The organism is Leclercia sp. 1548, assembly GCF_050435045.1.
GTDB classification, from domain to species: Bacteria; Pseudomonadota; Gammaproteobacteria; order Enterobacterales; family Enterobacteriaceae; genus Enterobacter; species Enterobacter adecarboxylatus.
In genome coordinates this window covers 354476-368251 of the sequence record NZ_JBNDJP010000004.1, presented here as the reverse complement: position 1 = coordinate 368251, position 13776 = coordinate 354476, and the positions used below count along the sequence as shown (strand labels likewise).

Below are 13776 nucleotides of genomic sequence, written 5' to 3'. Positions count from 1 at the left end.
GTGCAAGCGGGTTCCTCCCGAGGGGAGGAACCCGGCGGGATCAGTCGTGAGCGCCGATTTCGCGCAGGGGACGACCTTTCATCAGGTTACGTTCAATATGTTCCAGCGACACGTGTTTGGTTTCAGGAACCAGCCACAGGGTCAGCACGATAAACAGCAGGTTCAGACCGCCGTACACCCAGAAGGTATTGGCGTTACCCAGCGTATCGAGCATGGTCAGGAAGGTTGCGCCGACGATCATGTTGGCGATCCAGTTGGTAGCGGTGGAGCAGGTGATACCGAAATCACGCCCTTTCAGCGGCTGGATCTCAGAACACAGCACCCAAATCAGAGGACCTGCGCTCATTGCAAAACCAACGATAAACATCAGCAGCATCGCGACGGCGGCATACTGGCCGGTAGTGGAGTGGATGCCCATATGCATCATCGTTCCCAGCACGCCCATGCCGGCGGCCATCACCAGGAAGCCCAGCGTCAGCGTCGGTTTACGGCCCCAGCGATCCACCAGGCCGATGGCGATAAAGGTTGCCAGCACGTTGGTCAGACCGACGATCACCGTGCCCCACATCTGCTCGGTGGTATTGCTGTACCCCGCCAGTTCAAAGATTTTTGGCGCGTAATACATGATGACGTTCATCCCGGTAAACTGCTGCATCACCTGCAGCAGCACGCCAAGGAACACCGCCCGGCGGAAGTTGCTGTTCTCTTTAAACAGCGCCCAGCCACTCTGTTTGATCTTCAGGCTTTCACGGATCTCTTCCAGCTCGTGTTTCGCTTCTGCACTGGTATCGCGCAGGCGTAGCAGCACGCGCTCCGCATCGTTAAAGCGCCTTTTGGCCGCAAACCAGCGTGGGCTGTCAGGCAGGAAGAAGACACCGATCAGCAGCAGGATCGCCGGGATAATAATGACGCCCAGCATCCAGCGCCATGCGCCGCTATAGCTGAATGCGGTATCGGAAAGGTAAGCACCCAGAATCCCGATAGTGATCATCAGCTGATACATGGAGATCATGCTGCCGCGAATTTTCTCCGGCGCGATCTCCGACAGGTAAAGCGGCGCGGTGTAAGAGGCAACACCTACCGCCAGGCCGAGCAGCACGCGGGAGACAATCAGCACTTCCACGTTTGGCGCTGCTGCGGAAAAGAGCGAACCGGCGACAAACAGAATGGCGCCAATCATCAGGCTTTTTTTACGCCCGAGTTTGAAGGAGAGCCAGCCGCTGCCGACTGCGCCGACGGCCGCGCCGAACATCATCGAGCTGACCACCCATTCCTGCGTGTGAGAATTGATCTGGAATTCATCCGTGATAAACGGCAATGCCCCGGCAATAACGCCGATATCAAGACCGAAAAGTAATCCTGCCAGAGCGGCAAGGAAGCAGACGAAGAACGTCATCGTCTTGTTAGACGTCCGCCCCTGTTTTTTATTGTCAGGCATTTTGCCCTCCATTTGGCTTAGCTGTTTCATCAATGTAAAGATTTTATGAGGAGACAGTAAAAATATGTCAGAGGGTCAGGAGTGACAAAGAGAGTATTCCGAAAGGGACTGATTTTATTTGGGTGTAAGCGATTTCATGGCGGGCGTTGTAAAGCTGAAAACAAAAAGGCCAGCACGGGGCTGGCCTTTCAGAAAGACTGTCAGTCGATTATTTCAGACCGGCAGCTTCACGCAGTTGGGCAGCTTTGTCGGTTTTTTCCCATGGGAAATGTTCGCGACCAAAGTGACCGTATGCAGCGGTTTCTTTGTAGATTGGGTGCAGCAGATCCAGCATCTGGATCAGACCGTATGGACGCAGGTCGAAGAACTCGCGCACCAGCAGGGTCAGCTGCTCAGTTGCCACTTTCTCGGTGCCGAAAGTTTCAACCATGATGGAGGTCGGTTCTGCCACGCCAATTGCGTAGGAAACCTGAATCTCACAACGGTCAGCCAGGCCAGCCGCAACGATGTTCTTGGCAACATAACGTGCTGCGTAGGCTGCGGAACGGTCTACTTTAGACGGATCTTTACCGGAGAACGCGCCGCCACCGTGACGGGCCATGCCGCCGTAGGTATCAACGATGATCTTACGACCGGTCAGACCGCAGTCGCCCATTGGTCCACCGATAACAAAGCGGCCGGTTGGGTTGATGAAATATTTAGTAGAAGCATTCAGCCACTCGGTCGGCAGAACCGGCTTGATGATCTCTTCCATCACTGCTTCCTGCAGGGATTTCTGATCAATATCTTCGGCATGCTGAGTGGACAGAACCACCGCGTCGATGCCGACAATTTTGCCGTCATCGTACTGGAAGGTTACCTGGCTTTTCGCATCAGGGCGCAGCCATGGCAGGGTGCCGTTTTTACGCACTTCAGCCTGACGCTGCACCAGACGGTGAGCATAGGTGATAGGGGCTGGCATCAGCACGTCGGTTTCGTTGGTGGCGTAGCCAAACATCAGGCCCTGGTCGCCTGCGCCCTGTTCCAGCGGATCGGCACGGTCAACGCCCTGGTTGATGTCAGGGGACTGTTTGCCGATGGCGCTCAGTACGGCGCAAGAGTTGGCATCAAAGCCCATATCAGAATGCACATAGCCGATTTCACGCACGGTGTTACGGGTGATCTCTTCGATATCAACCCATGCACTGGTGGTGATTTCACCGCCAACCATCACCATGCCTGTTTTGACATAGGTTTCGCAGGCGACGCGCGCTTTTGGATCCTGTTCGAGGATCGCATCCAGCACTGCATCGGAGATCTGGTCAGCAATTTTATCAGGATGTCCTTCTGATACAGACTCGGACGTAAACAGGTGTTTTGCCATGTTTTAATTTACCTAAGGAGAATTTGTTTAGCTCAAACTGTCGTGTGGGATAGCCGCGGCAGGGTTTTCCACCAGGGCTTGCAAACGATGACACTGGCAGTCTGAGTGTTAATCAGTATGGATGGATTAACATCTGGACGGCTATTTTAGGTCACTTCTTCGCCCGATTTCCAGCTTTTTTTGTCGGTGCGCCTACGACCCTGAAAACCCGACTGGAAATTTTTACTGACGGTCCTGGCAATGCACGCATTTATATTTTGCATTTTCCCTGTCTTGTCGGTATAAAACGCGGCGCGCGGCTCATACAAAAAAAGCACACGACGTTTCTTCGTGTCGCCACTTCCAGCCGGGTAAAGCAGTGAACTTTTAGCTTTAACTTGTCGCGAGTTTGCTTAAGCTTGCGTGGAGGTGATACGAGATAATGAACCGTCGTTTTCCGCTTAAACAGTTCTGCCTTTCAGGCTGGAACATGCTCCCCGCCATTCGCATTTCTAATCTGCAAACCTGCCGATGTTATACCCATCTCGGCGCTTCTCAGGATTCCAGGGCAGGCACTACGCTTTGTGAAGTCTGAACAAGGGCGCTCTTGTAAATACAAGAGTTTTCTCGTGGTTTCGCCGGACCTTGTCATACAGAGTTCGGATACGTGTTTTACAATGATATGAATAAGAAACCGGTCGCACGCCCCGGCTTTCAGCATTCTGTGCTGGAAATCCGGTCGGATAATGGGTTGTTATCGCAGATTGACGCTGCGATAGTAGTCAACTGTTTTACACTGAATAGTAAGAGTTGAGGTTCGCTATGTCTGACGACATGTCTTCTTTTTCGCCTTCGTCAGCAGGCGAACAGGGTGTACTACGTTCTATGCAGGAGGTTGCGATGAGCTCCCAGGAAGCCAGCAAGATGCTGCGCACTTACAATATTGCCTGGTGGGGCAATAACTACTACGACGTCAATGAACTGGGCCACATCAGCGTTTGCCCGGATCCTGACGTACCGGAAGCGCGCGTCGATCTCGCCAAACTGGTGAAAGCGCGTGAAGCGCAGGGGCAGCGTTTGCCTGCACTGTTCTGCTTCCCACAGATCCTGCAACACCGTCTGCGTTCTATCAACGCCGCCTTCAAACGCGCGCGCGAATCTTACGGTTACAACGGCGACTATTTCCTGGTTTACCCGATCAAGGTGAATCAGCATCGTCGCGTTATCGAATCTTTAATTCACTCCGGCGAACCGCTGGGGCTGGAAGCCGGTTCCAAAGCCGAGCTGATGGCGGTGCTGGCGCATGCCGGCATGACCCGCTCGGTGATCGTGTGTAACGGCTATAAAGACCGTGAATACATTCGTCTGGCGCTGATTGGCGAGAAGATGGGTCACAAGGTCTATCTGGTCATCGAGAAGATGTCCGAGATTAATATCGTGCTGGAAGAGGCCGAGCGCCTGAACGTGGTGCCGCGTCTTGGCGTGCGTGCGCGTCTGGCCTCGCAAGGCTCCGGTAAATGGCAGTCCTCCGGCGGTGAGAAATCCAAATTCGGCCTCGCGGCGAACCAGGTTCTGCAGCTAGTGGAGATCATGCGTGAACGTGGTCGCCTGGACAGCATCCAGCTCCTGCACTTCCACCTCGGTTCGCAGATGGCCAACATCCGCGATATCGCGACGGGCGTGCGTGAGTCGGCCCGTTTCTACGTCGAGCTGCACAAGCTGGGCGTGAACATCCAGTGCTTTGACGTGGGCGGCGGTCTGGGCGTGGATTACGAAGGGACCCGCTCGAAGTCCGACTGTTCCGTAAACTACGGCCTGAACGAGTACGCCAACAACATTATCTGGGCCATTGGCGATGCGTGTGAAGAGAACGGCCTGCCGCACCCGACGGTGATCACCGAGTCCGGGCGTGCGGTGACCGCGCACCACACGGTGCTGGTGTCTAACATCATCGGCGTCGAGCGCAACGAATACACCGAAGCCACGCCACCGGAAGACGATGCCCCACGCGCGCTGCAAAGCATGTGGGAAACCTGGATTGAGATGCACGAGCCGGGCACCCGTCGTTCCCTGCGTGAATGGCTGCACGACAGCCAGATGGACCTGCACGATATTCACACCGGCTATTCATCCGGCGCGTTCAGCCTGCAGGAGCGTGCCTGGGCAGAGCAGCTGTATCTGAACATGTGCCACGAAGTGCAGAAACAGCTCGACCCGAGCAATCGTGCGCACCGTCCGATTATCGACGAACTGCAGGAGCGAATGGCGGACAAGATGTACGTCAACTTCTCTCTGTTCCAGTCGATGCCGGATGCCTGGGGTATCGATCAGCTGTTCCCGGTCCTCCCGCTGGAAGGGTTGAACCAGGTGCCTGAGCGTCGCGCAGTGCTGCTGGATATTACCTGTGATTCAGACGGGGCTATCGATCACTACATTGACGGTGATGGCATCGCCACCACCATGCCGATGCCGGAGTACGATCCAGAGAGTCCACCTATGCTGGGCTTCTTTATGGTCGGGGCATATCAGGAGATTCTGGGCAACATGCATAACCTGTTCGGGGATACCGAAGCGGTTGACGTGTTTGTCTTCCCTGACGGCAACGTCGAAGTGGAGCTTTCTGACGAGGGCGACACCGTGGCGGATATGTTGCAGTACGTGCAGCTCGATCCGAACAAGCTGCTGACGCAGTTCCGCGATCAGGTGAAAAACACCGATCTTGACGATACGTTGCAGAAGCAGTTCCTGGAAGAGTTTGAAGCGGGTCTGTACGGCTACACGTATCTGGAAGACGAGTAAAGCATTCGCGCTTTCCCCTTTTCCAGCCTGCTTTTTAAAAGGGAGCAGGTGTTCACATCCCCTCTTCTTTTTGGGGAGGGGTAGGGTGAGGAGCAAAGCGCGCGCGATGCTTTATACTCTCTTGAACCCGTATGAATTAGCGGCGATAATCCGCCGCAACAAGCACTATTCGAATCAATCCCTTCCTCGTCGGGTTTAACGACGCGGAAGGGATTTTTTTTCATCTATTTTTAATGTATCGACTTTAAAAAGAGGTCAGGACATGAGCACTTTAGGCCATCAGTACGATAACTCCCTGGTATCTAACGCCTTTGGTTTTTTACGCCTTCCGATGAATTTCCAGCCGTACGACAGCGATGCGGATTGGGTAATTACCGGTGTGCCGTTTGATATGGCGACATCCGGTCGTGCCGGTGGCCGTCATGGCCCGGCGGCCATTCGTCAGGTCTCTACTAACCTGGCCTGGGAGCACAATCGTTTCCCGTGGAACTTCGACATGCGCGAGCGCCTGAACGTGGTTGACTGCGGCGACCTGGTGTATGCCTTCGGTGACGCGCGTGAGATGAGTGAAAAACTGCAGGCCCACGCAGAAAAACTGCTGGCTGCCGGCAAGCGTATGCTCTCCTTCGGGGGTGACCACTTCGTGACCCTGCCGCTGCTGCGCGCCCACGCGAAGCACTTTGGTAAGATGGCGCTGGTGCATTTCGACGCCCATACCGACACTTACGCGAACGGCTGCGAATTTGACCACGGCACCATGTTCTTCACCGCGCCGAAAGAAGGTCTGATCGATCCTAACCACTCCGTGCAGATTGGTATCCGTACCGAGTTCGACAAAGACAACGGCTTCACCGTGCTGGATGCCGGTCAGGTGAACGATCGCGGCGTGGACGACATCATCGCGCAGGTGAAACAGATCGTGGGTGATATGCCGGTATACCTGACCTTCGACATCGACTGCCTGGATCCGGCCTTTGCGCCAGGTACCGGCACCCCGGTCATCGGTGGCCTGACTTCCGATCGCGCCATTAAGCTGGTACGCGGTCTGAAAGATCTGAACATCGTGGGTATGGACGTGGTAGAAGTGGCTCCGGCTTACGATCAGTCTGAGATCACGGCGCTTGCCGCTGCGACGCTGGCGCTGGAAATGCTCTACATCCAGGCTGCGAAAAAAGGCGAGTAATAAAGAAACAGGCCGGGACACGTTGCCCGGCCTGATTATCGCTGTTACTTAATGCCGTCTGTGGCCATGCGATCGCGAATATGCTGCGCACGTGCTGCAGAGGCAGGATGGTCGTCAAACATTGAGCTTTGACGGCCTGCTTCCTGTTGAGCCAGTTTTTCGAAGCTGGTGGCTAAACCGGACGGGTTAATGCCGCGTTTGCGCAACAGATCGTAAGAGTAGTCATCGGCCTCAGATTCCTGACGCTGGGAGAACTGGGAGTTGACCAGTTTTTCACCGAGATCGCCAAGCTGTGACTGAGACAGGCTCCCGACAATGCCCCCGGCAGACGCCGCCGCCACGCGAACGGCGTTGGTGCCAAGCGCAACCTGCATTCCTTTCTTCACGTGGCCGAGCGCAACGTGACCCATTTCATGCCCGATAACCGCTTCAACTTCGTTGTCGGTCATCATGTCCATCAGCCCGCTGTAAACGCGGATGCAGCCGTTGGCCATGGCGAAGGCGTTGACGTCTTTGGCCATATAAACCTTGTAGTTCACCGGCTGGCCATTGATGTTATTGCCAAGCGCAGAAGCAATCTTATCCAGACGCTGAGCGTAAGTGCTGCCTGCCGGCGCGATGGTAGCTTTACCGTCCATCTCCTTACAGGCCTCATCGCTTAATGTTTTAACCTGAGCATCGCTCAGGGTGTAGGCCTGAAACGCCTCTGCACCGGAGCTCATCAGACCGTTCGAGTCCATATTCTGACATCCGCTCAGCAGGAGCGTTGTTCCCAGAGCCAGCACTATTGCACGCATTTTCATTAGGTTGCTTCCGCACTCGTTAAACACGATAAATTCTGAAAGTACATCACGGCAGCGAGGCCGGAGTATGGCTAAGTATAAAGAATATAAACGACGGCGAGCGAGAAGATTGCGCAACGTGCGAGCGTGTTCCAGAGATTTCTTAACCGGCAAAAGAATGGTCCATGTACATGCTTTGTCGCTTGGGTTACATTGTTGGCACTTTTTTCTGGCGTAGCCCAAAACGCGCTGTCGTCAAGCCGAAACGGGTATGGCCTTCAACATCCGATCTGGAGTCAAAATGTCCTCACGTAAAGAGCTTGCCAATGCTATTCGTGCGCTGAGCATGGATGCTGTACAAAAAGCTAAATCCGGTCACCCGGGTGCCCCGATGGGTATGGCTGACATTGCCGAAGTACTGTGGCGTGATTTCCTGAACCACAACCCGAATAACCCGGCCTGGGCTGACCGTGACCGTTTCGTACTGTCCAACGGCCACGGCTCCATGCTGATCTACAGCCTGCTGCACCTCACCGGCTACGACCTGCCAATCGAAGAGCTGAAAAACTTCCGTCAGCTGCACTCTAAAACCCCAGGCCACCCGGAAGTGGGTTACACCGCAGGTGTAGAAACCACCACCGGTCCGCTGGGTCAGGGTATTGCTAACGCCGTGGGCATGGCGATTGCTGAGAAAACGCTGGCGGCGCAGTTCAACCGTCCGGGTCATGACATTGTTGACCACTTCACCTATGCATTCCTCGGCGACGGCTGCATGATGGAAGGTATCTCTCACGAGGTATGCTCCCTGGCCGGTACCCTGAAGCTGGGTAAACTGGTTGCGTTCTATGACGACAACGGCATCTCCATCGATGGTCACATTGAAGGCTGGTTCACCGACGATACCGCAGCACGTTTCGAAGCCTACGGCTGGCACGTGGTGCGTGGTGTTGACGGCCATGATGCTGAAGCGATTAAACGCGCAGTAGAAGAAGCACGCGCTGTGACCGACAAACCGTCCCTGCTGATGTGCAAAACCATCATCGGTTTCGGTTCCCCGAACAAAGCCGGTACGCACGACTCCCATGGCGCACCACTGGGTGACGCAGAGATCGTCCTGACCCGCGAACAGCTGGGCTGGAAACACGCCGCGTTTGAGATCCCGTCTGAGATCTACGCGCAGTGGGATGCCAAAGAAGCGGGCCAGGCGAAAGAAGCTGCATGGAACGAGAAATTCGCGGCCTACGCTAAAGCCTTCCCACAGGAAGCGGCTGAATACACCCGCCGTATGAAAGGTGAAATGCCAGCAGACTTCGACGCGAAAGCGAACGAATTCATCGCTAAACTGCAGGCGAACCCGTCCAAAATCGCCAGCCGCAAAGCATCCCAGAATGCCATCGAAGCCTTCGGCCCGTGGCTGCCAGAGTTCCTCGGCGGCTCTGCTGACCTGGCGCCAAGCAACCTGACCATCTGGTCCGGTTCCAAAGCGATCAACGAAGATGCTGCCGGTAACTACATCCATTACGGTGTACGTGAATTCGGTATGACCGCGATTGCTAACGGTATCTCCCTGCACGGTGGTTTCCTGCCTTACACCTCCACCTTCCTGATGTTTGTGGAATATGCCCGTAACGCGGTGCGTATGGCTGCGCTGATGAAACAGCGTCAGGTGATGGTGTACACCCACGACTCCATCGGTCTGGGCGAAGATGGCCCGACTCACCAGCCGGTAGAGCAGGTTGCTTCCCTGCGTGTGACCCCGAACATGTCCACATGGCGTCCATGTGACCAGGTTGAATCTGCGGTAGCGTGGAAATATGGCGTTGAGCGTCAGGACGGCCCGACCGCACTGATCCTCTCCCGTCAGAACCTGGCTCAGCAGGATCGTACCGAAGAGCAGCTGGCGAACATCGCCCGCGGTGGTTACGTGCTGAAAGACTGCGACGGTCAGCCTGAGCTGATTTTCATCGCGACCGGTTCTGAAGTTGAACTGGCGGTTGCGGCCTGGGATCAGCTGGCAGGCGAAGGCGTTAAAGCGCGCGTGGTTTCCATGCCGTCTACCGACGCCTTCGACAAGCAGGATGCGGCATACCGTGAGTCCGTGCTGCCGAAAGCTGTTTCTGCCCGTGTTGCTATCGAAGCGGGTATCGCTGACTACTGGTTCAAATACGTGGGCCTGAACGGCGCTATCGTCGGCATGACCACCTTCGGTGAGTCTGCGCCGGCTGAGCAGCTGTTCGAAGAGTTCGGCTTCACCGTTGAGAACGTGGTCGCGAAAGCGAAAGAACTGCTGTAATCGTGGTTGATGCGGTGCGGGCAGATGCCTTCACCGCAGCCCCCTCCTTGTAAGAGAGGGCGCAAACACTAAAAACGGTAACCCTTTGGTTACCGTTTTGCTTTTACCTGCCCACCCGTCTTTTTGTGCATCTTATTCCTCATAAATGTAATACGCCTGTAAGTTATTCCATTCAAAATGTGATATGCGTCATATAGCTGGCTTATTGCTCTGGACGGACATTCCCTTTATTCCATGTTTCGCTTATTCTAGCTGAAGCGTTTCAGTCGATTAAACGTTCGACAAATGACCAATCAGTTGGAGTTTGTGACAGGCGAGGATTCCCCTCAGAGCGTTGCTGGATTACTCTGTCAGCCACCTCGAATCAGGGAAAGCTTTGCAGGAGACTTATGACCGTACGCGTAGCGATTAATGGTTTCGGTCGCATCGGACGCAACGTGGTTCGTGCTTTATATGAATCCGGGCGTCGGGCGGAAATGACCGTGGTGGCCATCAATGAACTGGCGGATGCCGCAGGCATGGCGCATTTATTGAAATATGACACCAGCCATGGGCGCTTTGCCTGGGACGTTCGTCAGGAGAGAGAGCAACTGTTCGTCGGTGATGACGTGATTCGTGTCCTGCACGAGCAGACGATCGACGCCTTACCCTGGCGTGAGCTGGGCGTAGATGTGGTGCTCGACTGTACCGGCGTTTACGGTAATCGCGCGCATGGCGAAGCCCATCTGGCGGCTGGCGCTAAGAAAGTGCTCTTCTCACATCCGGGCAGTAACGATCTCGATGCTACGGTGGTTTACGGCGTGAACCATCATGAGTTGCAAGCGGAACACCGCATCGTCTCCAATGCTTCCTGCACCACCAACTGTATTATTCCGGTCATCAAACTGCTGGACGATGCCTACGGCATTGAATCGGGCACCGTGACCACGATTCATTCCGCTATGCACGATCAGCAGGTCATTGACGCATACCACCCGGACCTGCGACGCACTCGCGCGGCGAGTCAGTCGATTATCCCGGTGGATACCAAACTGGCGGCCGGAATTACCCGAATTTTTCCCCAGTTTGAAGACCGTTTTGAAGCCATCGCCGTACGTGTTCCAACGATCAACGTGACGGCGATTGACCTCAGCGTGACCGTGAAAAAACCGGTAAAAGCCTGTGAGGTCAACCTGTTGCTGCAAAAAGCGGCACAGCAAGCATTTCATGGTATAGTTGACTATACGGAATTACCGTTGGTCTCAGTAGATTTTAACCACGATCCGCATAGCGCCATCGTCGATGGCACCCAAACGCGCGTAAGTGGGGCACATCTGATCAAAACGCTGGTCTGGTGTGATAACGAATGGGGCTTTGCTAACAGGATGCTCGACACCACGTTAGCCATGGCCGCACAAGGTTTCAGGTAAGACGCCTGTTGCGTCTGCAAAACTTTAAGAATCAACGAGAGGATTCACCATGTCTGTAATTAAGATGACCGATCTGGATCTGGCAGGTAAACGCGTTTTCATCCGTGCGGATCTGAACGTACCGGTTAAAGATGGGAAAGTAACCAGCGACGCGCGTATCCGTGCCTCTCTGCCAACCATCGAACTGGCACTGAAGCAGGGCGCAAAAGTGATGGTAACCTCCCACCTGGGTCGTCCGACCGAAGGCGAGTACAACGAAGAGTTCTCTCTGCTGCCGGTTGTTAATTACCTGAAAGACAAACTGTCCAGCCCGGTACGTCTGGTTAAAGACTACCTGGATGGCGTGGAAGTGGCTGAAGGTGAGCTGGTTGTTCTGGAAAACGTTCGCTTCAACAAAGGCGAAAAGAAAGACGACGAAACTTTGTCCAAAAAATACGCTGCACTGTGCGACGTGTTCGTAATGGATGCTTTCGGTACTGCTCACCGTGCGCAGGCTTCTACCCACGGTATCGGTAAATTCGCCGACGTCGCTTGTGCAGGTCCACTGCTGGCTGACGAACTGGAAGCTCTGGGCAAAGCCCTGAAAGAACCTGCTCGTCCAATGGTTGCTATCGTTGGCGGTTCTAAAGTTTCTACCAAACTGACCGTTCTGGATTCCCTGTCCAAAATCGCTGACCAGCTGATTGTGGGTGGCGGTATCGCTAACACCTTCGTGGCTGCTCAAGGCCATAACGTTGGTAAATCCCTGTACGAAGCAGACCTGGTTGACGAAGCCAAACGCCTGCTGACCACTTGTGATATCCCTGTCCCAACTGACGTTCGCGTGGCGACCGAGTTCTCTGAAACCGCAACCGCTGAACTGAAATCTGTCTCTGACATCAAAAACGAAGAGCAGATTCTGGACCTGGGCGACGCCTCTGCAGAGAAGCTGGCTGAGATCCTGAAGAATGCGAAAACCATTCTGTGGAACGGCCCGGTTGGCGTGTTCGAATTCCCGAACTTCCGTAAAGGTACTGAAATCGTGGCTAACGCGATTGCAGACAGCGAAGCGTTCTCCATTGCTGGTGGCGGTGATACCCTGGCAGCAATCGATCTGTTCGGTATTTCCGACAAGATCTCCTACATCTCCACTGGCGGCGGCGCATTCCTCGAATTCGTGGAAGGCAAAGTTCTGCCAGCAGTAGCCATGCTCGAAGAGCGCGCTAAGAAGTAAGCCATTTTAGGGCAGGGAAACCTGCCCAATTTTCAGCGTGCTTTTAATAGCTCGCCCCTTTCCAAGGCCGAAGATACAGGACTCGCAACATGTCTAAAATTTTTGATTTCGTAAAACCTGGCGTGATCACTGGTGATGACGTTCAGAAGGTGTTCCAGGTAGCAAAAGAAAACAACTTTGCTCTGCCAGCGGTTAACTGCGTCGGTACCGACTCTATCAACGCCGTACTGGAAGCCGCAGCAAAAGTTAAAGCGCCGGTAATCGTTCAGTTCTCCAACGGCGGTGCTGCGTTTATCGCAGGTAAAGGCGTGAAAACTGACGTTCCTCAGGGTGCGGCAATCCTGGGCGCAATCTCTGGCGCACACCACGTTCACCAGATGGCTGAGCACTACGGTGTTCCGGTTATCCTGCACACTGACCACTGCGCGAAGAAACTGCTGCCGTGGATCGACGGTCTGCTGGACGCGGGCGAAAAACACTTCGCTGCAACCGGTAAGCCACTGTTCTCTTCTCACATGATCGACCTGTCTGAAGAGTCTCTGGAAGAGAACATCGAGATCTGCTCTAAATACCTGGCGCGCATGGCCAAAATGGACATGACTCTGGAAATCGAACTGGGTTGCACCGGTGGCGAAGAAGACGGCGTGGACAACAGCCACATGGACGCTTCTGCCCTGTACACTCAGCCAGAAGACGTTGATTACGCTTACACCGAGCTGAGCAAAATCAGCCCGCGTTTCACCATCGCTGCTTCCTTCGGTAACGTACACGGCGTGTACAAGCCAGGCAACGTGGTTCTGACCCCAACCATTCTGCGTGATTCTCAGGAATACGTTTCCAAGAAACATAACCTGCCGCATAACAGCCTGAACTTCGTCTTCCACGGCGGTTCCGGTTCTTCTGCTCAGGAAATCAAAGACTCCGTAAGCTACGGTGTTATCAAAATGAACATCGATACCGATACCCAATGGGCAACCTGGGACGGTATCCTGCAGTACTACAAAACTAACGAAGCTTACCTGCAGGGCCAGCTGGGCAACCCGAAAGGCGAAGACCAGCCGAACAAGAAATACTACGATCCACGTGTATGGCTGCGTTCAGCGCAGACCTCTATGGTGACGCGTCTGGAGCAGGCATTCAAAGAGCTGAACGCGGTTGACGTTCTGTAATTTGCGCTGCTAACAGCCTCAAAAAGCCCGCATTAATCGCGGGCTTTTTTTATGCCTTTCAACTGTCTACGGACACTATTTATGTGATCTGTTTGGCAAAAAAACCCGCTTTTGTTTACCCTTTACTAACTTGCCTGCCTCGATGGGG

At 54.4% G+C, this 13776-nt stretch carries 11 protein-coding genes; 8 read left to right on the top strand and 3 right to left on the bottom strand.

Annotated elements, in window-relative coordinates; translation table 11 throughout:
* Nucleotides 1–40 precede the first annotated feature (40 nt).
* Complete coding sequence (gene galP / locus ABIE02_RS14360) at nt 41–1438, bottom strand: galactose/proton symporter (protein WP_032613920.1); 1398 nt, start codon at nt 1436–1438, stop codon at nt 41–43.
* A 208-nt stretch (nt 1439–1646) separates the two neighbouring features.
* On the bottom strand, nt 1647–2801 hold the full coding sequence (gene metK / locus ABIE02_RS14355; protein ID WP_032613918.1) for a methionine adenosyltransferase: 1155 nt from the start codon (nt 2799–2801) through the stop codon (nt 1647–1649).
* A 421-nt stretch (nt 2802–3222) separates the two neighbouring features.
* Between metK and ABIE02_RS14350 the strand changes: the two genes are divergently transcribed.
* From ABIE02_RS14350 to speB, 4 genes are all read left to right on the top strand, one after another.
* Nucleotides 3223–3375 (top strand): hypothetical protein, encoded by a 153-nt coding sequence (locus ABIE02_RS14350; RefSeq protein ID WP_419720628.1) that lies wholly within the window; start codon nt 3223–3225, stop codon nt 3373–3375.
* A gap of 87 nt (nt 3376–3462) precedes the next feature.
* A complete protein-coding gene (gene yqgB / locus ABIE02_RS14345) occupies nt 3463–3594 on the top strand; it encodes an acid stress response protein YqgB (RefSeq protein WP_127472193.1) in 132 nt (43 codons plus the stop codon).
* Nucleotides 3595–3602: 8 nt separating this feature from the next.
* Complete coding sequence (gene speA, locus ABIE02_RS14340) at nt 3603–5579, top strand: biosynthetic arginine decarboxylase (RefSeq protein WP_032613916.1); 1977 nt, start codon at nt 3603–3605, stop codon at nt 5577–5579.
* 262 nt (nt 5580–5841) lie between these two features.
* Nucleotides 5842–6762: an agmatinase gene (gene speB, locus ABIE02_RS14335; RefSeq protein WP_059307233.1), complete on the top strand. Its 921-nt coding sequence runs from the start codon at nt 5842–5844 to the stop codon at nt 6760–6762.
* 44 nt (nt 6763–6806) lie between these two features.
* Here the strand turns inward: speB and ABIE02_RS14330 are convergent, their stop codons facing one another.
* Nucleotides 6807–7565, bottom strand: coding sequence for a M48 family metallopeptidase (locus ABIE02_RS14330; RefSeq protein ID WP_032613911.1), 759 nt, complete (start codon nt 7563–7565; stop codon nt 6807–6809).
* 280 nt (nt 7566–7845) lie between these two features.
* On the opposite strand from ABIE02_RS14330, the gene tkt reads away from it, so the two are divergent.
* The 4 genes from tkt to fbaA all read left to right on the top strand — a co-directional run bounded on the left by tkt (nt 7846) and on the right by fbaA (nt 13628).
* The gene (gene tkt / locus ABIE02_RS14325; RefSeq protein WP_032613909.1) at nt 7846–9837 is read left to right on the top strand and encodes a transketolase; all 1992 of its coding nucleotides are present in this window, start codon (nt 7846–7848) and stop codon (nt 9835–9837) included.
* A 389-nt stretch (nt 9838–10226) separates the two neighbouring features.
* The gene (gene epd / locus ABIE02_RS14320; RefSeq protein WP_103792610.1) at nt 10227–11246 is read left to right on the top strand and encodes an erythrose-4-phosphate dehydrogenase; all 1020 of its coding nucleotides are present in this window, start codon (nt 10227–10229) and stop codon (nt 11244–11246) included.
* Nucleotides 11247–11295: 49 nt separating this feature from the next.
* On the top strand, nt 11296–12459 hold the full coding sequence (gene pgk / locus ABIE02_RS14315; protein ID WP_032613905.1) for a phosphoglycerate kinase: 1164 nt from the start codon (nt 11296–11298) through the stop codon (nt 12457–12459).
* Nucleotides 12460–12548: 89 nt separating this feature from the next.
* Entirely contained in the window at nt 12549–13628 is a 1080-nt protein-coding gene (gene fbaA / locus ABIE02_RS14310) for a class II fructose-bisphosphate aldolase (protein WP_032613902.1), read from the top strand.
* The last annotated feature ends 148 nt before the right edge of the window (nt 13629–13776 follow it).

Coding starts and splice junctions, on each gene's coding strand:
- galP (WP_032613920.1), bottom strand. CDS start 1,438: ATGCCTGACAATAAAAAACAGGGGCGGACGTCTAACAAGACGATGACG.
- speB (WP_059307233.1), top strand. CDS start 5,842: ATGAGCACTTTAGGCCATCAGTACGATAACTCCCTGGTATCTAACGCC.
- epd (WP_103792610.1), top strand. CDS start 10,227: ATGACCGTACGCGTAGCGATTAATGGTTTCGGTCGCATCGGACGCAAC.
- fbaA (WP_032613902.1), top strand. CDS start 12,549: ATGTCTAAAATTTTTGATTTCGTAAAACCTGGCGTGATCACTGGTGAT.
- speA (WP_032613916.1), top strand. CDS start 3,603: ATGTCTGACGACATGTCTTCTTTTTCGCCTTCGTCAGCAGGCGAACAG.
- yqgB (WP_127472193.1), top strand. CDS start 3,463: ATGAATAAGAAACCGGTCGCACGCCCCGGCTTTCAGCATTCTGTGCTG.
- pgk (WP_032613905.1), top strand. CDS start 11,296: ATGTCTGTAATTAAGATGACCGATCTGGATCTGGCAGGTAAACGCGTT.
- ABIE02_RS14350 (WP_419720628.1), top strand. CDS start 3,223: ATGAACCGTCGTTTTCCGCTTAAACAGTTCTGCCTTTCAGGCTGGAAC.
- metK (WP_032613918.1), bottom strand. CDS start 2,801: ATGGCAAAACACCTGTTTACGTCCGAGTCTGTATCAGAAGGACATCCT.
- ABIE02_RS14330 (WP_032613911.1), bottom strand. CDS start 7,565: ATGAAAATGCGTGCAATAGTGCTGGCTCTGGGAACAACGCTCCTGCTG.
- tkt (WP_032613909.1), top strand. CDS start 7,846: ATGTCCTCACGTAAAGAGCTTGCCAATGCTATTCGTGCGCTGAGCATG.